The organism is Paenibacillus sp. Root52 (assembly GCF_001426865.1).
GTDB lineage: Bacteria > Bacillota > Bacilli > Paenibacillales > Paenibacillaceae > Paenibacillus.
In genome coordinates this window covers 231306-254145 of the sequence record NZ_LMFO01000031.1, presented here as the reverse complement: position 1 = coordinate 254145, position 22840 = coordinate 231306, and the positions used below count along the sequence as shown (strand labels likewise).

General features: G+C 46.0%; 18 protein-coding genes. 7 read left to right on the top strand and 11 right to left on the bottom strand.

What is annotated here, in order from left to right; all coding sequences use genetic code 11:
- The first annotated feature begins 53 nt into the window (after positions 1–53).
- The 4 genes from ASD24_RS26005 (at position 54) to ASD24_RS31460 (ending at position 6465) form a co-directional block, all read left to right on the top strand.
- Positions 54–2363: an AraC family transcriptional regulator gene (locus ASD24_RS26005; protein ID WP_056702109.1), complete on the top strand. Its 2310-nt coding sequence runs from the start codon at positions 54–56 to the stop codon at positions 2361–2363.
- Positions 2364–2504: 141 nt separating this feature from the next.
- Positions 2505–4043 (top strand): extracellular solute-binding protein, encoded by a 1539-nt coding sequence (locus tag ASD24_RS26000; RefSeq protein WP_327205260.1) that lies wholly within the window; start codon positions 2505–2507, stop codon positions 4041–4043.
- 169 nt (positions 4044–4212) lie between these two features.
- Positions 4213–5214, top strand: a complete 1002-nt coding sequence (moaA, locus tag ASD24_RS25995) for a GTP 3',8-cyclase MoaA (RefSeq protein WP_056702105.1) — start codon at positions 4213–4215, stop codon at positions 5212–5214.
- A 414-nt stretch (positions 5215–5628) separates the two neighbouring features.
- Positions 5629–6465: a methyl-accepting chemotaxis protein gene (locus tag ASD24_RS31460; protein WP_056702103.1), complete on the top strand. Its 837-nt coding sequence runs from the start codon at positions 5629–5631 to the stop codon at positions 6463–6465.
- Positions 6466–6613: 148 nt separating this feature from the next.
- On the opposite strand, the gene ASD24_RS30480 is transcribed toward ASD24_RS31460, so the two are convergent.
- Positions 6614–6808 carry a hypothetical protein gene (locus tag ASD24_RS30480; RefSeq protein WP_156395555.1) on the bottom strand — a complete coding sequence of 65 codons (195 nt, stop codon included), beginning with the start codon at positions 6806–6808 and terminating at the stop codon, positions 6614–6616.
- On the opposite strand from ASD24_RS30480, the gene ASD24_RS25985 reads away from it, so the two are divergent.
- A complete protein-coding gene (locus ASD24_RS25985; protein WP_327205261.1) occupies positions 6736–7365 on the top strand; it encodes a PLP-dependent aminotransferase family protein in 630 nt (209 codons plus the stop codon). The two genes, ASD24_RS30480 and ASD24_RS25985, sit on opposite strands and share 73 nt — an antisense overlap.
- Before the next feature lie 141 nt (positions 7366–7506).
- Here ASD24_RS25985 and ASD24_RS25980 read toward each other — a convergent pair whose 3' ends face one another.
- From ASD24_RS25980 to ASD24_RS25955, 6 genes are all read right to left on the bottom strand, one after another.
- Positions 7507–8334, bottom strand: a complete 828-nt coding sequence (locus ASD24_RS25980; RefSeq protein ID WP_056702100.1) for a carbohydrate ABC transporter permease — start codon at positions 8332–8334, stop codon at positions 7507–7509.
- Positions 8331–9215, bottom strand: a complete 885-nt coding sequence (locus ASD24_RS25975) for a carbohydrate ABC transporter permease (protein ID WP_056702097.1) — start codon at positions 9213–9215, stop codon at positions 8331–8333. Before ASD24_RS25975 ends, ASD24_RS25980 begins: the two co-directional genes overlap by 4 nt.
- Positions 9216–9440: 225 nt before the next feature.
- Complete coding sequence (locus ASD24_RS25970; RefSeq protein WP_056702095.1) at positions 9441–10721, bottom strand: ABC transporter substrate-binding protein; 1281 nt, start codon at positions 10719–10721, stop codon at positions 9441–9443.
- A gap of 158 nt (positions 10722–10879) precedes the next feature.
- Positions 10880–11977, bottom strand: coding sequence for a response regulator transcription factor (locus ASD24_RS25965; RefSeq protein WP_082560562.1), 1098 nt, complete (start codon positions 11975–11977; stop codon positions 10880–10882).
- Positions 11974–13764 carry a sensor histidine kinase gene (locus tag ASD24_RS25960; protein ID WP_327205259.1) on the bottom strand — a complete coding sequence of 597 codons (1791 nt, stop codon included), beginning with the start codon at positions 13762–13764 and terminating at the stop codon, positions 11974–11976. The genes ASD24_RS25965 and ASD24_RS25960 overlap by 4 nt, the downstream gene beginning before the upstream one ends.
- A 94-nt stretch (positions 13765–13858) precedes the next feature.
- Positions 13859–15868, bottom strand: a complete 2010-nt coding sequence (locus ASD24_RS25955; RefSeq protein ID WP_056702092.1) for a beta-galactosidase — start codon at positions 15866–15868, stop codon at positions 13859–13861.
- A gap of 490 nt (positions 15869–16358) precedes the next feature.
- Here ASD24_RS25955 and ASD24_RS25950 point away from each other — a divergent pair, with 490 nt between their 5' ends.
- Positions 16359–17342: an AraC family transcriptional regulator gene (locus ASD24_RS25950; RefSeq protein WP_082560561.1), complete on the top strand. Its 984-nt coding sequence runs from the start codon at positions 16359–16361 to the stop codon at positions 17340–17342.
- A gap of 66 nt (positions 17343–17408) precedes the next feature.
- On the opposite strand, the gene mobA is transcribed toward ASD24_RS25950, so the two are convergent.
- The gene (gene mobA / locus ASD24_RS25945) at positions 17409–18020 is read right to left on the bottom strand and encodes a molybdenum cofactor guanylyltransferase (protein ID WP_056702090.1); all 612 of its coding nucleotides are present in this window, start codon (positions 18018–18020) and stop codon (positions 17409–17411) included.
- A 106-nt stretch (positions 18021–18126) separates the two neighbouring features.
- Between mobA and ASD24_RS25940 the strand changes: the two genes are divergently transcribed.
- On the top strand, positions 18127–19368 hold the full coding sequence (locus tag ASD24_RS25940; RefSeq protein WP_397338603.1) for an MFS transporter: 1242 nt from the start codon (positions 18127–18129) through the stop codon (positions 19366–19368).
- Positions 19369–20333: 965 nt separating this feature from the next.
- On the opposite strand, the gene ASD24_RS30475 is transcribed toward ASD24_RS25940, so the two are convergent.
- From ASD24_RS30475 to ASD24_RS25930, 3 genes are all read right to left on the bottom strand, one after another.
- Positions 20334–20471 (bottom strand): hypothetical protein, encoded by a 138-nt coding sequence (locus tag ASD24_RS30475; RefSeq protein WP_156395554.1) that lies wholly within the window; start codon positions 20469–20471, stop codon positions 20334–20336.
- 154 nt (positions 20472–20625) lie between these two features.
- Positions 20626–20781 carry a hypothetical protein gene (locus ASD24_RS25935; protein ID WP_162248977.1) on the bottom strand — a complete coding sequence of 52 codons (156 nt, stop codon included), beginning with the start codon at positions 20779–20781 and terminating at the stop codon, positions 20626–20628.
- A 278-nt stretch (positions 20782–21059) separates the two neighbouring features.
- A complete protein-coding gene (locus tag ASD24_RS25930; RefSeq protein WP_056702086.1) occupies positions 21060–22799 on the bottom strand; it encodes a glutamine--tRNA ligase/YqeY domain fusion protein in 1740 nt (579 codons plus the stop codon).
- Positions 22800–22840: the final 41 nt, after the last annotated feature.

Here is a 22840-nt window from a genome sequence, read left to right as displayed (position 1 = left end):
CTATTATATAATGATTGAGTTATGTAGAAACCAATTGTGAAGGAGGAACATGGATGCGCGAGCTGTTTCAATCTGTAAGATCTAGGATGGTTTTTTCCTATATCGCTGTCGTCCTTGTCATTGCGCTTCTTTTTGGCTCAATTCTCTACCTCTTCTTCTCCCATCAATACAGTAAAGAGATTCGGAGTAACAAACAATTGCTGCTCAAGAACACGGTCAATTATATGGAGAGTTCCGTCATTCAGAAGGTGAATCAGGTCTATCTGTCTTTAGCGCTGGGTAGTCCTGTTAATATTGATATAGATAGCTTAAAAGGAAACCATGGCAAGATACTGGATATCGAACAGTTACTCAAAAATCAGGTGCAAAATTATTCCGATCTTATTGAATCCATTCATATATACGATACGAAGAATCAATTCATGATCTCGTCCGCACATGGGCTGATGCTCTATAAGGATGCGCCTGAACGGGTGGATCAGATTGCTGATTGGGCTACGGCCATGAAGGAAACAGAAGAAAGCTCCTTATGGACGCAGACGCGCATGGTTCCTCAGGATGCTTATATTGAACAATCCATAGAGAACAATAAAACGCCTTTAATTACCTATGTCCGCAGTTATCCGTTTCAATCGTCGGGACAGAGCAGTAAGGTCATGATTGCGATTGATATCAAAGAATCTACGATTAGTCAGATTATCGAAAATATGATTCCTGCCGACTATGCGAGTACATTTATCGTAGATCAGCAAGGAACCGTTATTTCGGCCGCCGACAAAACCTTGTTAGGCACCACTACCAAGGAGAATTTGTTACATTCCCTGCTGTCCACTTCTTCTTCGGATGAGAGCTTTACGCATATCTTTGACCATGATTCATATGTCATTTCCCAGGATCAATTCAAAGGCAATGGCTGGAGGATATACACGACTACACCGAACAAAAACTTCTATTACAAACTGGATAGCTTGAAGGAAGTTTCGCTCCTGCTCGGCTTGCTCGCTGTCGCCGTTGGGATAGCGATGTCCTCCCTATTTACAGTGGCCAACTACAGTCCGGTCAAGCGAATCCTGAATAATATTAAAGGACGGGTGGATAGCCCAGCCAGCCTACGGCAGAATGAGTATCGCTTCATTGATACCGCTATTAACAGCCTGTCTAGCAAAGTCGATAGTCTGGAAGAAACGTTGCAGGCCAATCACAAAATGATTAAGCATAGCATTATGCTCAACATGATCCATAATCGATTTACGCCGGAAGAGCTTACGGAGCAGCTGCAGTCTATTCACGTTTCGATGGCCTACTCTCGCTTCCGCTGTATCGTCATTGATCCCGTCAGTGAAAAGTGGAAGGAAATGCAGCCACGACAGTCGCAGCATACGTTATACTCGATGATCCAGCAGTTAGAAACAGCCGAGATAGAAGGAACAAGGCTGCTCGCAGAGGAACTGCAGGATCACAAAATGGTGGTCATTATCTGTACCAACCAACCTGAGGAGCCTCTCTCGGATCATATTGTTGAATTCATTCATTCCGAGGCAAGAGACCGATTCGGCCTAGAATTTGCACTATCATTGGGTGGCTGGGTGGATCACTATACTCAGATCTATACGAGCTATCATCAGGCTAATGCACTGATTCAATATAGCTATTTCTTCCCCGAGCAGTCTGCGATTCAAGAGCTTGGACTTCTGGACAGGGAGACTAGCAGCTTGGAAATTCCAGATTCATACCTTGTGAACTTTGAAAAGAAATTACAGCTCCGTGATGTGGATGGTACGGCTAACGCCATTCATGAGTTAGTAAGGGTAATAAAGGAAGGTAAATATTCAGCCGAATATAGCCGGATTTTTTTATTGAAAGCGGTATCAATTTACTCTAACTGCATTAATCAGGTACGCTGGCAGCCTGCTGATGCAAACGCCAATAGTTTGTACAAGCAATTTGCATCACTCTACAATATCAACACCTATTCGGAGTGGATGGTTGATCTAATCACCGAGTTTATTACACATGTAGAGAAACGAAGCGAGGTCAGGAGCCCAGATACCATCTCCGCGGTCAAAGCTTATATTCGCGACAATATCTCTGGCGATCTCACGCTAGATCATGTCTCTGAGCAAGTGTTCATCAGCCCCAAATATCTCAGTAAAATCTTCAAAGAAGATACGGGCATTGTATATTCGGAATATGTCACCAATCAGAGGATGGAACGTGCACGCGAACTCATTGCAATGCGGGAATTCACCATTGAGCAAGTTGCGAGCACCGTCGGTTACCGTACCCCTGCTTATTTCATTAAGAAGTTCAAAGAAATTCACGGCTGCACCCCGAAAAACTTCATGCGTAGCCTGACGAACTGATCCACAGCAGGAATCCAAAAAAAATGTGAAGGAGCTACTATGAACCTCAACCTTTCAAGAGCTCTCTGTCTATCTATAACAACACTTATGCTTGTCGTACTCTTGAGCGGCTGTACTGTGTCAGGAAGAGAAAGCGCACAAGTGCAGCAACAAAATCATCTCGCCAGCGCTGAGAAGGATACCGCCTCTGAATATAACATCTCTTGGACTATGCATCAGAATACCCCGGTTCCTGAAGATGCAGAAATGATTGTATATCTTGAGAAGCTATTTCATGTGAATCTGGACGTGTGGAACCTGGAGAACAAACGTTACGAGGATCTGCTCGACTTGGAGCTTGCTCAAGGGAATATCCCAGATCTATTTCGAATCAGGCAACCCCATGATCTGCTTAAATATCAGACACAAGGGGTATTAGCGGAAATTCCTCAAGATGTGCTTGAGCAACATGCGCCCAATCTTGTACAACGCATCCGCGATTATGATCCACGTTACTTCGAGTACGGAAAAATAAATGACAGCTTATATGGCATTCCCGTCATCAATGAGACTAATATTTACCGTACCCCTATCGTCTATCGAGCAGACTGGCTGAAGAAACTTGGATTAGACACCCCCACAACATTGGAAGAATTAGAAACCGTGTTATATGCCTTTGCCAAAGGTGATCCTGACGGAAATGGTAAACAGGACACGTACGGTTTGTCCAAGGAAGGTATGAATGTGGTATTCGGCGCTTTTGGGCAGACCGTTTTTACCGAGCAGCTATATTTTAATCTGAAAAATGATCAACTTGTCATCGGTGCCCTGGAGCCTGAGATGAAGCAAGCCCTAACTTATTTGCAAAAATGGTACCGGGACGGAATTATCGACCCAGAGTTTATCACCGGCGAAAATAAAGGCGGTTATAAGCATCTATCTCATGCTTTTATCAATGGCAAAATTGGCATGACGTCCATGGGAAACTACTATCATTGGACTCAAGCGGGCGATTACAACATCCTGAATGAAAAAGGCGAAGAAACCCCGATGGGAGCCTCGTTTAATGTCTATGAGCTTCAACAAAAGAACGCAGATGCCAAGGTGGTATTTGGTGCTCCTGTCGTTGGTCCTGGTGGACTTAGCGGCTCGAAGGGCAACAACCTGCTCATGAACTTTATTGCAATTGGAGCTGAGGCGGTCAACGAGCCAGGCAAACTAGAAAAAATTCTGGAAATCCTAGACTACGTCAGTGCCAATCCTGATCCGCATGAGCAGATCAGGATGGAGTATGGTGTTCAAGGCAAGCACTGGGACTGGAACGGTAAATCCACAAATACGTTCCATCTCCTCCCTCCGTATAACCGAATGGAGAACTATATTAATACAATCGGCTCCAGTATCGGCATGACAGTTCCCGGTGGCTCCATAGGCGAACGTGAACAGTGGGCTGCGTCTGTAGGACTGTCAGAGGGCGGTATCTATAACCACCTGGAGGTAGCTACCCCTGCCCTAATTCAATATTCATCTGACTTGGTCAGTATGAGAGACAAAGCGTATATCTCCATCATCACTGGTGATCAGCCTGTGGAAAGTTTCGATACCTTTGTGAAGGAATTCATGGAAGCTGGTGGAGAACAGGTGCTTCGCGAAGCCAATGAATGGTATAAAGAGCATCCGGAAACAAGTTCCGCGCAATAGATTCGTCCCCCTTTTACCGCCGTAAAACGAATGCTATCATCCGACGTCATCATTGACGCGGATTGGAGAAATAGCTAAAATTTGATGCAACTGTTCTTTTTGAATTTGTCGCATTTATTTTGGTTAGCATGTTGTAACTCCAATCTGAGAGGATGAAAGGGTGGTCTGCATGGAAATGCTCCAGGACTCATTTGGCAGAATACATGACTATATCCGTATTTCTGTTACGGACCGCTGTAATTTGCGTTGTGTATACTGCATGCCAGCCGAGGGCATGGAATTCGCCCCCCATGATGAAATTATGAGCTATGAAGAAATTGCTCAGGTACTTCGAGTGCTGGCTCCTATGGGAATGCGCAAAGTGCGCTTAACCGGCGGTGAACCATTAGTACGCAAAGACCTGCACAAGCTCGTCGCGATGATCTCCGCCATTGACGGAATTGATGATATTGCTTTAACTACAAATGCATTGCTGCTGGACAAGCAGGCTCAGGCGCTGAAGGATGCTGGATTGAACCGAATTAATATCAGTCTGGATTCCTTGCGAGCTGACCGCTTCTCCATGATTACCCGTGGCGGTGATGTGAACAAGGTGCTGAAAGGCATTGAGGCAGCTACCAACGTTGGGCTCGAACCGATTAAGCTGAATGTGGTACTGATGAAAGGCATTAATGACGATGAGATCAAGGACTTCATCGCGCTAACCCTTGACCAACCACTTCATGTTCGGTTCATTGAATACATGCCGATTGGGCATGCTTCTGACTCGTGGCGCAAATCCTATTTGCCGCTCGAAGCTGTGACTGATGTATGTGCAGAGGCCGGATGGACTGTGGATCATACCGAAGGCCCTGCCGGGAACGGCCCCTCACGAAACATGAAAATTTCAGGCTCACAAGGTACATTCGGATTAATTCATCCGGTAAGTGACCACTTCTGTGATAACTGTAATCGTCTCCGTCTGACCGCAGATGGGCATATCAAAGCCTGCTTATATTGGTCAGATGAGTATAACGTACGGCGCTTTGTCGATGACCCTGCGGCGATGGCTGCTCTTTTCCTCAAAGCACTCGGCACCAAACCGAAGAATCATGAGATGGCTATGGCACTGGAACAAAAAATGCAAAGTCATACACCAACCGCGAGACGGATGTCCCAGATTGGTGGGTAAGGGCTATAGATCGATATCTGGAACACAGGGTCAACCTGCTCCAAACATCTAAAGCTCGTATGTTGCATCCATCCAGTATATCGAGCACATTGAGTACACTGAGCACACCGAGAGTGTATAGCACGTGTACTCGCTCTTGTCGTTTGCATTGCTTAACTATATCGAATATGTAATTTAACACGATTACACTGCCCAGAGAGAACCTCTGGGCTTTTTTATAGGACATATACTCTCATTAAGGCATATATCTCTTATTTGTAGGTAAATTTTCTTTCTCACCAATTCCATAACTGTTTCAAATCTTTATGATAAAGTTAATTATACGTTTAGCCTATTTACATAGCTTCATGATTTAAGGTGATAACGTAGCACCACGAACCGAACATATCAGACATCATGTAGGAGTTGACCAAATTGAATATTGTTGATGCCCTTGTAGCAGCCTGTCCTTATTTTAAAGTTATGTTTCTCAAAGACGATCTGATGCTCGCCGTGACGGATACCGAGAAATTTGTGTATTACGTCCCGAGTGAAGATTGTGATCTGGGCATTCGAGCGGGCGATCCGATCTCATTAGAAGATCCTACTCTCCGCCGTGCATTGATTCATGGGGAAACATCCGCTAATCGGATTCCCGAAGAATTCTATGGCACAACCATTAACTCTTCAGCTACACCACTTCGAGACGAGAACGGAACCATTGTAGGCTCCTTTGCCATCGGTTTCTCACTCAAAAACGAAGAGAAGCTGGAGCACTTCACCCAACTGATTACGGACATCAGCGGCAGGCTTCAGGATATGGTGCAGACGGTAGCTGCCCAGTCCCAGCAATTATCAGCATCCTCTTCTCAAATCCTGGACAACACGCGGCAGGCGGTACAGAATTCGGGCGAGGTAACCAAAGTGGCATCGTTCATTCGAGAAATTTCTGAACAAACGAACCTGCTTGGTCTCAATGCCGCCATTGAAGCTGCACGAGCAGGTCACATGGGCGCAGGATTCGGCGTTGTTGCATCCGAAGTACGTAAACTATCCGCTGGAACAAAAGAAGCAACGGTCAACATCGAACGCTCTCTACGTGATGTTCAACAGTCCATGAAAAACATGGAGGATGAGATTACATCCATCGCACAGTCCAGCAGCAACCAAGCGGAAGTTGTCACGGAGTTCAGTGATGTTATTGAGCGATTGAATCATACAAGTCACGAGTTGAAAGTATTTATTGAATCCATGCTATTAAAAGCAGATTAAATCCCGTTCTAGCAGTGGCAACCTCCTTGAGTGGATGTTAGAACGCTAAAGGGCTGTCCCCGTCATATTCATGACTTATGGGACAGCTCCTTTTTATTACTGAATGACATATTGAACCTGACATGTTGAACAATAAATTACGCCCTATTTATAACGATTGAAGCAGTTTCCACAGCATCATGCCCGCCACACCAACTAAGATTACAGCCGAGATTCGATTGAACATCACACTCATACGCCCTGTACGATCTAACCGCCCCATGCCTCTGCCTGCCCCCGCTAGTCCCAAAAACCATACCCAGGATACCACTGCTGTCGTTAAGGCAAAATAAAACCGCTCCATGCCGTCATACTAAACCGCTAAAAGCGTTAGATCGAGAGGGACGCGTACTGCATATGGGCACACTCTCAAAAACGGTCAGTCCTGGTCTGCGCCTTGGCTGGTTGGTCGGCCCAGAACCCGTCATTCGCCGGCTCGCGGATATTAAGATGCAGACGGATTATGGGACAAGCTCTCTGGCACAAGAAGCTGCTGCGGTATGGTTTGCTGACGGATATCACGAGCGGCACATGGATCGTCTAAGACCTGAGCTACGCAGCCGACGTGACTGTATGTTGGAACTGCTGCAACGATATTTCGGTGAACTTGCTCAGTGGAATATTCCTCGTGGCGGGTTCTATATCTGGCTGCAATTAACTTGTGCTCCGCTCTCCATCAGACGACTCTTCCAGATGTGCTTAGATCGTGGTGTACTTATCCACCCTGGATACTTATACAACCGTCTCGATCAAGAGCACATTCGCCTGTCCTATGCATATTGCACACCAGAGCAGATGGAACAAGGGATAGTCATTCTTGCAGAAACGGTACGTGAGTTGCTCTCTTCTCTTGAAAAGTAAATTCAAAAGCCGCCAAGAACGGAGCGAGAATACTCTCCTCATCTTGACGGCTTGTTATTATATTTTAGATCCTTTGCTCTATATTCTGCACTCTCTGTTTCTCTTCTCTTACACCAGTTCCTCTTTTTAGTCTTCTCACGCTTACCCTTTTACCGCACCCTCAGCAATCCCCTCCATGATGAACTTCTGGAAGAAAGCATAGATCAGAATGACAGGAATTGCGGTTAACACCAAGGAGGACAGAATCAGTGGCCATTCCTTGTTGTATTCGCCAAACAGCATATTCGTGGACAAAATAAGCGTATAGTTATTCACATCGGTTAGCATCAACAATGGTAATAAGAAATCATTCCAGATCCAGAGGAAGTCCAGAATCGCAATGGTCACCGTAATTGGTAACAATAACGGGAAAATAATCTGAAAGAAGGTCTGGAACTCATTACACCCATCCATCTGCGCAGACTCCTCCAATTCACGCGGAATAGACTTCACAAACCCGTGATAGAGGAAGATTGCCATGTTAACACCAAGTCCAATGTAGATCAGAGCCAGACCATACGTACTGCCCTGAACCGAAAGCCCTCTCGCCATCCGTGTCAGTGGAATCATAATGGAGTGGAATGGAACTAACATAGATGCTACAAACAGGAAGAAGATGATATTGCTTAGTCGGCCTGATGTTCGGGACAGCTTGTATCCAGCCATCGAGGCTGTGAGTACAATTCCGCCAATGCCAAGGAATGAGACAATTGCCGAGTTCATGGAGCTGTGCAGCAAATTGATTTTGGTAAATGCTTCTGCATAGTTCTCCCAATGCAGTGTGGTCGGCAATGCGATAAAGGATTGGAACATCTCGCCTTGTGTTTTGAACGAGTTCACTACAGCCATATAGATCGGCAACATAGCGAAGAGAGAACCTATGATCAGCAGCAGTCGGATGAGATAGCTGTTCAGTCGTTGCATTCTCATGCTTCCACCTCTTTCTTCTTCATCACCGTAATCTGAATCAATGTGAAGATCAGAACGATGATGAACAGCACAACCGATTTGGCACTCGCATATCCATATCTGAAGTTATTAGAGAATGCCTCTTCATAGATGTTCATCGTAATAACCTGTGTCGCTCTACCTGGACCACCGCCTGTCAGACCATACACCACTTCAAATACTTTGAAGGCACCGTTCAATGTCAGGAAGAAACAGATGGTTATTGCATGGGTAATCATCGGCATAACGACATTACGTAACACTTGGAATGCATTTGCCCCATCGATCGTGGCAGCTTCCTTCAGGCTCTTCGGGACACCTTGTAATGCAGCAAGATAGATGATCATCATATACCCTACACCATTCCAGAGCGACACGATGATGATGGAGTAAAAGGATACCTTCGGATCACCCAACCATTGCTGGTCTAGCAGAGAAAAAGCGAGTTTCTCTGCTAGCTGCGGCAGAACTTGAGAGAATATAAATGTCCACATAAATGCACTGATGATTGTACTAATCATGTTTGGCATGAAAAACAAGGTTCGGAACAATCCTTTGCTGCGTGTCCGTGTCTCAATGAATACGGCGAGCAGTAAAGCAATCCCATTTTGCAGGATAAGCATAAACACCACATACTTCATCGTGAACCACAAGGAATTCAGAAAGTCAGGGTCTTCCTTAAATAGTTCGATAAAGTTACTTAGACCGATAAAGCTATAATCCCGATTAAGTCCGTTCCAGTCCGTCAAGCTATAAAACATACCGCTAAATGTCGGGATCAGCAGGAATATCGCATAGATGACAAAGGCAGGCGCAGTGAACGCAAGCAATGACAGATACTTCTTGAACACATTCGTAGCCATAGAATCTCCCCCTTTTACTGTAAGTGCGTGTTCAAAAAGGCGGTTTTCAGCTTTTGAACAACCTCCATAAACAGACTTAGTGTGAACGGGGGAACGAAGTACGTTCTGCCAGCCGTTTCATCTGCTTAGGGACTGCGAAGAATAAAGTACCGCTAATTTGTTGACAAAACTCCCAGACCGCGAGATTTTGCCAACAATAGCGGGTACGAAGTTACTCGCAGCTCCTTACTTGTTGACTTTGTTGTAGGACTTCCATGCCTTGTCGAGTGCATCGATAACCTGCTGCTGATTCAACTGACCGGAGTAGTAGCCTTGCAATACTTTACCAGACTCATCTTTGACCGCTTGAGGAACGGCCGGGTCTTGATAAGCCTTGCCTTCATTCACATATTTCAGCGCATCGTCAACCCAAGGGAAGCTCTTGAAGTCATGAATTTTAGCCACAGGATTGAATTTCAAAGCCTCATAGAAGCCGCTAGAATCCTTGTCATCGAGAACATAGTTTACAAAATCGAGCGCCACTTCTTTGTTTTTACTTGAAGAGGATACGGCTAGTGAAGTAGAGGTACTCAGGTTAATCTTTGTATTGTCCGGGTTGTCGTCGATCGGCATCGGTGCCACACCAAAGTTCATATCCGGGTTAGACTTTAAGATTGTCTCTGCATACCACGGTCCCTGTACCCACATTGCTGCTTTGCCTGTTGCAAAGGCTGCTGCTGCATCGTCTGGCCCTACTTCCAACGCTCGTTCTGTACCATTAGCTGTGACCAGATCGAAGATATCAAAGATTGCCTTCATGTCCGAGAATGAACCTTGATCTTGATTCATTTTATCTAAGAAATCCTTGTGATCCGTCTGTGACAGCGCGCCTACTGTAAGCGGCAAGAAGAGCTGAGGAACCCAAGCCTCTTTGTAAGAAAGTTCAAATGGTGTAATGCCTGCTGACTTCAGCTTCTCTACCACTGCTTTCATCTCAGTTAAGGTCGTTGGTACTTCCAACCCTTGCTCTTCGAAAATATCCTTGTTATAGAGGTATCCCCATGATAACGTTTCCAAAGGAACCGCTACGACTTTCCCACTTGAATCAGTAACCGATGGTTTAACCGAATCGAGCAGCTTATCCACGAACGGTTGCCCGGATAGATCCTCCAAGTACCCCGCCTTACTGAAAGGTGGAATCTCGTTAACAGCATGAAGGGCGAATACGTCTGGTGCATCATTGGAGGCAAGACGTGTTTTGAGGATCTGGGCTGCATTATCTGCTGGTGGCATCTCCAGCTGCACGTTCACTTCAATATTTTTCTCAGCTTTCTCCTTGGCTTTGAACTGTTCTATATATTTATCGTAGTGTTCTTTCAGCCGTGGTTGTGCGACGAATATTTTGAGCGAAACGGTGCTTCCTGCTGCAGTGCCTCCCTCCGAACTTTCTGTACCCGCATTGGAACCGCAACCTGCCAGCAGAACGCTTACCAGAACCGCACTCGCTACGCTTTTCCATATCTTCATCTCTTATGACCTCCCGGTGTGACTGCTTTGTCTTTCATGGGATTATTATATATCACTAAATGTAAGCGCTTCATTGGACAAAATTAGACTCATGTATTGGATTATTTTAAACCTTAATCCAAGTAACGATTCTGGAAACGCGAGTGTACGACATGTCATTAGTCGAATGAATTCGTATGACCTTTACGCATCTCACCAGGCGACAGTCCAAAGTGTTTTTTGAATACACGGTAAAAGTACGATACGTCCTCATATCCAGTCATTTCTGCAATATGTTTGAATGGAACCTGGTCATCTAGCACCCACTCCTTGGCTCTCGCCATGCGCAGTTGTACGATATAATCACTCACATTCACGCCATATTCGCGCTTGTACACCTTACTCATATATTCCTTGCTGACAAAAAAGATCTGCGCAAGCTGCTCTAATGTTATTAGCTCCATGCAATGCTGTTCGATATATTGCTTCACTTCATCCAGATTCAATCGATTCTTGAATTTGCGCTGTGCAATCAGTTGTTCCAACGCTTGTTCATAGGAAGCAGCCACCCATTCCACAGCAGTCGAGATGGAGGATAGAATATGAGCGGGAGGCAACACAGCGGAGGAAGGCTGCTGCTCACACAACGCATTGGTTCCACATAGCTCTGTAAGCAAGGTCTGCAATTCGTATACAATCCGTCCTAGTTGCTGCGGTCTGTGAATCTCCGTACCCATCAATGTGCTCTCAAGCTGTTGGAACAATTCTAGAAGTCCCGCAGTATTCAGGTCGTTGAAGCGCAGCCTGAGCTGATGCTGAAATACCGCAAACTCACTAGCAAAGGCAGATGAATAAGGCTCCCAGGATTCAGGCCCGTATGCTGTCTTTTCCAGTTCTCGTTGACACTTGGCTAATACCGCATTTAACTCTTCTGGATTCACAGGCTTCAATAAGTAATCTGCCGCACGGTGACGGATGGCATGCTTCGCATAATTAAAATCGTCATACCCACTGACCACAATCACTTTGATCATTGGATACTGTGCACTTAACGTCTGTAGCAGTTCTACACCGTCTGTACCGGGCATTCGCATGTCCGTAATGATGATATGAGGCTGAAGTTGTCCGATCAACTGGAGCGCCTCCTGACCGTCCTCTGCTTCACCAGCTACAATCATGCCTAGCTCTGCCCACGCCCCCAGGTTGCGTAAAATATCACGATTCCACGGCTCGTCGTCTACGAGCAACACTTTGTACTGCATTTGCTCTTTATTCATAAGCGTTCGCCTCCTGTAGAACAGGGAATCCGAATCATCACGCTCGTGCCCTGTCCTTGCTCACTTTCAATGCTCATGCCATATGCAGGCCCGAAATGCATTACGATCCGTGACGCAGCATTCACAAGACCAATGCTTGTACCTGTGCTCCAGACACGATCTCCCTGTTGAGACATCCTGGACAGTCTCAATTGCATCTCACTTAATTTCTCCTGATCGATCCCAACGCCATTATCACTGATTCGAATAAGTACCTCATCATGCTCTCGGATCACCTCGACGCGTAATCTCCACTCCCCCTGCTTCTTCTCCAAACCATGGACAAAGGCATTCTCCACGATAGGTTGTAGAGATAACTTAGGAATATAACAGTCACCGATAGCACCATCCATCTCCATGTTGTATTCCAGCTTGCTCGCAAATCGCTGTTTCTGGATCAACATATAGTGCTCCAATTGATCTAACTCAGACTGGAGCGGCACAAGACCATCCGGAGCTCTGACGATATAGCGGAACATCTCGCTTAATGCACGAATGACTCTGTAGCTGTCCTCCGGTTTCTGCGAATAAATCATGCCGCCGATCATCTGTAATGTATTTTGAAGAAAATGAGGATGAATCTGTGATTGCAACGCTTTGAGCTCCGCTGTCTGTTTCTCTAAATTCATTAAATAATTATCCCGAATATGCTCTCGGATGCGACTCGCCATGCCATGTAGATTTTTCTCCAGCAATCCAATCTCATCCACCCGTCCACTGCGAACCACTTCCTTATCCTTGATAAGCCGAATGCCTTTCATGGAATTGGCCAGTCTAACAATTGGTTTCGAGGTGCGCCATGCCACGAGAACAGCAATCCCAATGGAAAATACAGCAGCTAGTCCGCCCACCACAAGCCCGTATTTCATCGTTTCCAACGCACTCTCATTAATGACATGGGTAGGTACAACTTTGATAAGGCGCAGCCCTGATGGCTCAATGGAGTTATAAAATACGTATGAGTTGGCTGTACGAATCAAACCTGATTCGTCGATAGATTTCGCCACTTGTTGCAGTGCCTCCGTTGACGGCGGTTGCATGCGGTCAGGCTGATAGAGCACCGTCCCTGACCGATCTGCGATGTACACCGAGTAATCTCCCCGAGTGTCCAGCAGTTCCAGCGTTTGATTGAATTCAGCCCATTTCACTTCAAGACTAATCGCCCCGATCTGCTCCTGATCCTCAAATCGGTTCATGCTGCGAGTCATATGAAACTTATCCGGGTCACTCTCATCATTGTTGATGGTAAAGTCCTTATGCTGATCAAAAAGCTCACGATACCCCTTCGGAATTTCAGTAACGGTTTTGATGCGACTCTCCATCGAGTTGAAGGTGAACAGCGTACCTAATTCCTTCAAATACAGCTCCACACCAAATACATAATTTCCAGCGGAGTAATAGACACTGTTTAACATATTGAACATGGACTTTTGCTCATCAAACCGACTTGCCGCCGAAGCATCCTTATTTAATGCAAGGTATTGGTGAACCTCATCACTGATCTGGATGGAGTAAACGATATTATTCATCCGAGCGAATTGCTCGCCCAGATAGATCGAAGCCCAGTTCATATTGGCACGGTTCGTTTGCATAATCTCCTCTTCCATGGAAGAACGAGTATTCTCCGCAGCCATCGCCGTCATGATAATGACAGGCAGCACGGCAAGCAGTGCCATTGTGAGAATCAATTTGTTGCGAATGCTGCGTTTGAACGGATCTGTAAGTTTTCGATAAAGCTCGATTAACACGGCGCCCACTCCCAAGCAAAAATAAGACAAACGCCCCAGCATATTGCCGAGGGCGTCTTGGTCTTTTGTTTTCAATTATTATGCGGCGTGCTAGCTACCCTTGTTGCTCAATAATCTGAATTCCCCATCGCTCCAGTTCAATCGTCTGACCCTTCTCTATCACAGTTCCAGTCAGAAGCTCGGTTCCGCCGTCATGTGCGTGTACGAAGGAAACGGGCTGATCGGAGTAATTAAAATAATAACGAATGGTGTTGCCTAGCTCATTCACACCTGTCTTCACGATAATTGGGAAAGCTAACTCCTGATCTGCTCCCCATACGCCAGCTTCTTTCATCACACGCTCCAGCACCTTATGGATGACAGCCGAGCTAGTAAAGCATCCCACATAGGTTGCCTTTCCTTGACCATAGCTGTTCTGAGTAATTGCAGCGTATTGTCCCCAGTGCGGGTGATCGTACCATGCCAGCACCTCTGCTGTGGTCGGTGTAATGAGTTCCATCCACGTGTGAACTTGGTTCTGCTCTTCTCCTACGGCAAAAGGATCATCTCGCAACGCAACATGTTTTGGCTCAACGAAGAGATTATAGTTAATCCCGCACGCCTCGCTGATAATTCCCGGTTGACGGGTCGAGCGAACCTTCACATGTTCATTCGTGAACCCACTCTTGAAGGAGTAGACAACATGTCCCCCACCCTGAACGAATTGATTCAGCTTCTCCAGTAGGGCATCTGATGCAGCGTACAGCGCAGGCACAATGATGACATCATATCCTTCATAACTCTCCACGGATGGATCGATGAGGTCACAGCCGATATTCATTTTGTACAACTCATCGTACATCCAGCGCACGACGTCGTTATAGTTTTTATCGCTGGTGAAGTTAAATCCGAACCACTTAATCGCTGTGTATGACTCATTGCTAAACAGAACTGCAACACGGTTGGTCTTCTTCAGATTGATGAGCTGCGGACTGAGTCTGGCAAAATCTCTACCTATCGTTTTGGCCTCTTCATACACTGGATTAGGTTCAAAATCGTGACTAAGCAATCCTTTCCAATACGTCTCGAACGAATTGTGTAGGGAATGCCAATGCCAGTATGCAACCATATTTGCGCCAGAAGCTAGGTGGCTGAACGCCTGAAGCCGGAGTTGTCCCGGGTAAGGAACCCAGTGCCAGAATGCCTGAGCCTCCGTCTCCAACACCAGATAATTGGATTGTTTCGTCGAACGTGCAACGTCACCGCCGAACGAGATTTCAATCCCGGTAAGATCATCCTGAGACGGATGATAGATATCAACGCTGGTGATGTCAAAAGCCTTCGATGCAGCAAAATGATCTACATCCCCTTGAATACCATAAGAGTAACCGCGCCATTCAAAATCGAAGTTTTGGGTAACGAACTGCCCCTCCTGCTTGTATTCATTCACAATGCCAACCTGCCAGGCCAAGAAGTCTGTCACGAGCTGACGCTGGAACTTCGCAAATTCAGCACCGAGACTACCATTAATCGTACCTACAACCGAAGGGAAATCCTCCCAGCTATTAATCCGGTTACTCCAATAGTCGAGTCCAAACTCTTTGTTAAGCTCGTCCAAGGAGCTGAATTGGCTTCGCATATATTTGACGAACTGTAACTGCACGTTATCCCCTGCCGTATTATAGTGCTTGGTCTCATTATCCGTCTGATATCCAATAACGGCTGGGTGGGTGCTCACTCTAGAGATCAACTTGCGGATAATCCGCTCTGCATAGAATAGATAGGTTGGATTCGTGATATCCATGATCTGACGTGCGCCATATTTTCCTGGCCCTTGCACCGTTGTTGCGAGCACATTCGGATGTTCCTTAACCATCCATGTCGGAACCGCATACGTTGGCGTACCTACAATCACCTGAATCCCCGCCTGATGCATCGCATCCAGAACACGATCCACCGAAGAGAAATCAAATACTCCGTTCTGTGGTTCATGCGTGCTCCAAGTAGACTCTGCGATCCGTACCACGTTAATTCCTGCATCCTTCATCATCTGAATATCTTGGTCTAATCGCTCATAAGGCATATATTCATCGTAGTAAGCTACACCGTATAATAACTTGTCCATTGTAATTCTCCTTCTGATGGGAAAAGTATGTTACTTCCGTTAAAGATGTCGTTCAAAAAGTCCGCTTTTGATTACACAGGATGCCCTGAGGCATTTCAGCGTCGAAGTTGGGACTCAGCCGAAATAAGTGGATGCTTACGAAGCTTGTTTCCTTCAGAAACAATGTAGTTACTCACGTAGGTTTGCCTACGCTCCGCTACTCCATTTCTATCTTCATCCCATCTTCTTGGTACTGAAAACCGTCCTTTTTGAACATGCACTTAAAGCAATTAAGGCAATGCTCCACATATCCAACAGGCACTCCATGACTCTGTGAATGATAACGTTTACATAACTAGCAATAACCGTGTACTATATATGCAGGCTATCCCTAGTTTCTTACCAGAATCCAATGATTATGAATATCAGGGTTAAACTGATTATAATGAAGTATACTAAGGGTGCCGATTGTACAAAGCGAGTTGTTTTTACCCTTTTCCGAGGTGACGTTATGGAAACTAAATTACAGCTTCGAGAAATGCCGCAACACCTAATGGCACACTGGCTGCCGATTATTGATTGCAACATCAAGCTGTACGGCGCACATAGCCAGCAAGTGCAGATGGGGTGGACGATGCCAGAAGAGTCACACCCAGGCTTCGAGCTGCTCCTCATATTGGAAGGTACACAAGAGAGTATCATTCACGGATATAGACATTTGGTAGAAGAAGGCGACATTCTCTTAATTCCCCCGGGATACAAACATACCAACCAATGTGTCTCTACCACGGGCATGACTTATTTTAGCGCCCACTTCAATGTGGACGATCCTGTATTTATATTAAAGCTGATGTCCAGACACAGTCGAATCTACGAGGCGGGCACACCGGACAATCTGAAAATGCGCGCTATACTGGAGAGCTGGATGGGCATGATTAAACAAACGGAGGCTTATACTTCGACAGATAAGTTTATAATGCAGGCACGGATGTTTGAGTTATTTGCACTCTTGTCCCAGACAGCCGATCGTGAACCCGTCTCTACGATGTCTGGATCTGCGCCCAATACACCCGCACCGACGGCTATGCACTACGCAGGGGCGATTGCGGAAGCGATTAAGCAGGCTTTTCACGCTCAGCTAAGAAATAAGGATGGCAACGTATCTACGATAAAGGTAGAGCAGATTATTGCTTCGTTCGGGATCAGCCCAGGATATGGTCTGCAGATCTTCCGTAAAGTATACGGACGAGCACCGCGTGCATACCTATCAAGCCTTAAATTACAGGAAGCCAAAGTTCTCATTGAACAACCGGATCTATCCCTAGGGGAAATTGCATGGAAGCTTGGCTATACCCATCTGTCGCATTTCAGCAGGCAGTTCAAACGCTGGACAGGCGAAAGCCCGCTTCAGTATCGCAACTCTACCTTGAAAAAAAACCGCAGTGCTCCGCTCGATTCTTCCAGCGCGATTTCAGGCGTGAACGGAATCGATTAGAAGATCAGATTAATTAAACATATAAGAATAGATAATCACAAGTCATGTCAGAGCTAAGTGGCACAATTAACGTTCATGATTCCGAATAGACTGGTATTCTTGAGGTGTGTTCACATTGCTTAACTGGTCTACCGCATCAAGAACACCTACACTTTCTAGTTCTTGCACGTCGATATAGAGGGGATTCATCTCCTCCAACCAGCCTGTGACTCGTAACCGGTCTTGGTCTAAGCATTGCGTAAGTTCTGTAAGCACATGTCTGTGATATACACCGGCAAGTGGATGCACACGTCCTGCTATTCGTGGCACAATGACAGAATGTTGATCGCTGGATTCGGCCAATTGCTTCATACCTGCGAAAAAGGAAGGTTTAAGCAACGGCATATCACAAGCGCATACAAGGTTCCAATTCGTGTCCGAAGCTTGTAGCGCTGCGTGTAATCCAGCAAGTGGTCCCTTACCCGGATATTGATCCTGAACACATTCATAACCCAGTTCTGCATATGTGGTGACATGAGAGCCACCCGCAACAATAATGCGGGCGACTTCTGGTATCATTGAACTAGCGATTTGGCTGAGCAACGTCGAACCCTTCACTGGCAATAGTGCCTTGTTCGATCCCATACGCCTAGATTGACCACCTGCCAAAATGATGCCCGTCCACTCTGTTGTGCTCACGACGATCTCCTCCAGTGCTAGTATTTTCGATTCGATGCTTGATAAGAAAAAGTAGCTTTTAGTCTATACATTGAATCCCCATACAACAAATGATACATTGAACAATATGATTCTGAAAGGAATGGCTCTATTGGATAAATTTGCACCAGGAAGAGGCAATCCCTCTTTGGTCTCGCTGAAACTATATAATTTCTTCATCTATGGGGCAATCTCCATCTTCGCCGGATTTCTGCAATTATACTTGCAAGAGATTGGTATGACCAAATTAGAGATCGGTAGCCTCATGGCGATCGGCCCATTTGTCTCCTTGTTTGCGAATCCCTTCTGGGGGTTCTGGAGCGATAAATCGCGTAATATTCGTATTATTCTAATGATTATGATGGGAGGCACATTTGTGTTCTCTCAAGCTGTCTTCCATGCCCCTACCTATGCCTGGATCTACACAGCCATGATTGTTTTTTATTTTTTTCAAAGTCCGTTATTCGCTCAAACGAATAGTTTGATCCTTGGATACATTGATGGTACCTCGCAAAAGTTCGGTTCCTTCCGCCTATGGGGTTCCTTAGGCTGGGCACTAACCGCGGTAGCGGCTGGTCCACTAATTGATCGACTTGGCATAGGCAGTGTATCCATCGTCTTCGCGTGTATGATTATCGTCGCCTTTGCATTCTCAGTATTTCTGCCCAGACAGCCGGTTGCTTCAGATACGCCTGTAGTCACATTCCGCCGATTTGGAAAGGTCATGTTCAATCCCTATTTCATGGCATTCATTGGACTTGGCGTTCTTGTATCCGTGCCTAATGCAATGAACAGCACTTTCATGTCGCTCTATATTACGGAGATGGGCGGCAACAAACAAATGGTCGGCTGGGCGATTTTCACGTCTTCCATTCTGGAAGTTGGAGTGTTCTTACTGCTGGATCGGTATCTAAAAAGAAAGATGAGCTTCTTGCTCGCAATGCTTGTCCTAGTCAGTCTACTGTTTGCCATCCGTTGGCAACTGATGGCTGAGTCTACTCTTCCTATTGAAGTTGTGCTTATTCAACTGATGCACTCTATTACCTTCGGTGGATACTTCTATGTAGGCACACAGCTCACGATGCTGTTTATTCCTAGACCGTATCGATCCTCCGGTCAAGCCGTCTATACGATGGCATGGGGCGGTCTATCCGGCGTCATTGCAGGTTTGTTTGGCGGCTGGTTGTTCCAGAGCTTCGGTGCTGAACTTATGTACAACATCGGGGTATTCTTCTCCCTGATTGGTGCCGCAGGCTTCGCCATCATGTGGCTGATTAATCGGCGGAATGGATATCAGCCTGTTGTGTTGACGGAAATGGGTGATGGTTAATCTTTTGTTTGCTTAAGTTGAAACCTTGATTTACACGAGGGCACTCCGAGGACAGAATAACCCTCCGATCGCTGTTACCCCCGGATTTTTTGGATTTCCCTTTTCCAAAGGGTAAAATCCGGGGATAGCTTATGCTTCCGATGTAGCTTTCTTCCAGAAAGCTTGCAGGCGAGCGCTTCGCTTCTCCAGCTTTATTCTGTCCTCTCCGTTATGGTGTAAATAAAACTTCAAACATTCAAACAAAAGATTAAGGGGAGTTAAGGTTAAACTCTTCGTTACGGCGTAACATCATCGTCCCTTACTACTCACAAACGATATAGAAGATTAAGTCAAGAGAGTAGGCAAAGGAGATACGTATGCTTCAATGCAGCCTACTTCTCAGAAAGTTCGTAGGGAGCCGAGCACTTTGGTCTCACCTTTGTCTTGTGATCGATGATGGCTGGGGCATGGACGAGAAGACATTAGAGATATTAAAGACATTAACACTACATCTCACCTGGCACAATTCCAATGTAAGCCGTACCCATTACAACAATAATGGTAATGTACATGAGCTTCTACTTCGATTTAGTCTCTACCTCAACACACCTGCGTGCCACTCCATTAATATTATTCTAGTCTTCTAACTCCCCTACCCTCTCATTGTTGAATCCCAATTGTCTCATCCATTAGTCATGAAATAGGGCACCCCGTGCTGGGAGTTGCACGCGGTGCGAATTACGATCTAGCAATCCTCTAAGTTTAGCCTCCCTCAACCTAACCTTGTGTGTAATTCTAACGAACCCTAGGCGTCTTATTTGCCACAATTTCAGGAGATTCCAAAGCTAAGGAACCTCAGACACGTTATTGCGCGAAAAAGACCTTCAAATTACTAAAAAGATAGGTCATACGACAAAATAAGGTGTTTACGATTCGTTACGTTGCTGGAACGTCCACATACACTTAAATAGCGTGTCCTCGGTTCGTTAGGCTCCTACCTCATTCACATATTTAATGTTTGTGCTTAAGCTCATGGTCATGCTTATGTTCTGCTGATGCTCATTCTCCTGTTTTTGCTTCTGCTTCTTGCCTACGCTTCTGCTTGTGCTTGTGCTGTCACTCATGCTCATGGTCATGCTTATGTTCTGCTGCTAACGCTCATTCTCATGTTTTTGCTTCTGCTTCTTGCCTATGCTTCTGCTTGTGTTGTCGCTCATACTCATACTGACTCCCATGGGTCGTGCCCGTGTTCTGCATTTGCTTGGCTGATACTCATGGTCACGCCACTCTTGTGCTCATAATCATGTCCATGTTCTGCTGCTGATGCTCATCCTCATGTTTTTGCTTCTGCTTCTTGCCTATGATTATGCTTGTGCTTGTGCTGACAGCCACGCTCATAATCATGCCTGTTCTGCTGCTTGTGCTGGCGCTCATGCTCATACTGAATCTCATGGTCGTGCTCATGATTCTGCTTATGTGTATGCCGACTCTCATCCTCCTGCACATGTTCTACTTATGCTTGTACCGACAGCCATGCCTCTACTTACACTTATGCTCAGTCTACGCCTGAACCCGAACTTAACCCTCCCCCTAAAAAACTAAAAAGACATCCCCTGTCATGATAACCATGACAAAGGATGCCCCTTCTTTATCTTATAACTCGGCTGCTCACCAGCACGCTGATGAACAGATCCTCAATTCATCCATCAACCTTATGCTTTTGGCAGTTGGAATGAGCTTTTGAGTGATACCACGCGGTTAAATACCGGGCGACCTGGCTCGGAATGCTTCGGATCTACGCTGAAGTAGCCGTGACGGAAGAATTGGAATTTATCTTGAGGCTTCGCCTCTTTCATCTCCTGTTCCACGTATCCGTGTACAATCTCAAGCGAATTCGGATTCAGTTGATCCAGGAATGTTTTTTCAGGTTGTTCTTCCACAACTTCAGCTTCAGCCCCAGCTACGACTACCTCTGGCTCGCTGTCTACTTCTGGTGCTTCAGCCGAGATCAGTGGCTCGTACAGACGGAACTCCGCAGGTACCGCTTGGGTCGCTTCCACCCAGTGGATTGTGCCTTTTACTTTACGACCTGTAAATCCGCTGCCGCTCTTCGTCTCCACATCATAGGTACAGTGAATTTCAATCACATTACCTTCTGCATCCTTAATCACATCGTTACATTTGATGAAGTAAGCATGTTTCAGACGAACCTCGTTGCCAGGGAACAAACGGAAATATTTGTTCGGCGGATTCTCCATAAAGTCATCTTGTTCAATATAAATCTCACGGGAGAATGGAATTTGACGGTTACCCATCTCTGGATTCTCCACATTATTCTCAGCTTCAAGCCACTCCACTTGACCCTCAGGGTAGTTGGTAATAACAACCTTGAGTGGGTGCAGAACTGCCATCGTACGCGGAGCTTTCAGTTTCAAGTCTTCCCGTACAAAGTGCTCTAGCGTTTGAATATCGATAACCCCTTGGCTCTTAGAGATGCCTGTCTCAAATACGAAATCACGAATAGCTTCTGGAGTATAACCCCGACGACGCAGACCCGAGATTGTTGGCATACGTGGATCATCCCATCCATCTACATGACCTTCGTCTACAAGTAGCTTCAGCTTCCGTTTACTGGTCACCATCTGGGACAGATTCAAGCGACCAAACTCATATTGATGTGGTTGACTCTCCATCTCGCACTCAGCAATTACCCAATCATAGAATGGACGTTGATCCTCAAACTCTAGGGAACAGAGGGAGTGCGTCACACCTTCAATAGCATCTTCGAGCGGGTGTGCAAAAGCATACATCGGGTAGATGCACCATTTGTCACCTGTGTTGTGATGGTGTGCATGAGAAATCCGGTAGATCACTGGATCACGCAAGTTGATGTTTGGCGAAGCCATATCAATCTTGGCACGCAGCACTTTCTCTCCGTTCTTGAATTCGCCTGCACGCATACGTGTGAACAGATCAAGATTCTCTTCTACCGAGCGATCACGGTACGGGCTGTTCTTGCCTGGCTCCGTCAGCGTTCCGCGCATTTGACGAATTTCGTCGGCGCTTTGGTCGTCAACGTAAGCTTTTCCTTTTTGGATCAACAAGACCGCACGATTGTACATCTCATCGAAATAATCCGAGGCAAAACGCTTCTCGTTCCACTCATATCCGAGCCATTTCACGTCTTCCTGGATGGATTGAACATATTCTACGTCTTCCTTAACCGGGTTCGTGTCATCAAAGCGAAGATTTGTCTTGCCGCCAAACTCGCCGCCCAGCGCAAAGTTAATCCAAATTGCTTTGGCATGTCCGATATGCAGATAACCGTTCGGTTCCGGAGGAAAACGGGTAATAACTTCCTGGACTTTTCCAGACCGGAGATCTTCGGTGATGATATTTTTGATAAAGTTAGGTGGGGTGGTACGATTGTCCACAGCTATCAAACCTTTCATAAATGGATTGGAGCTTCAGGAATTGCAGCAATTCCGCTATC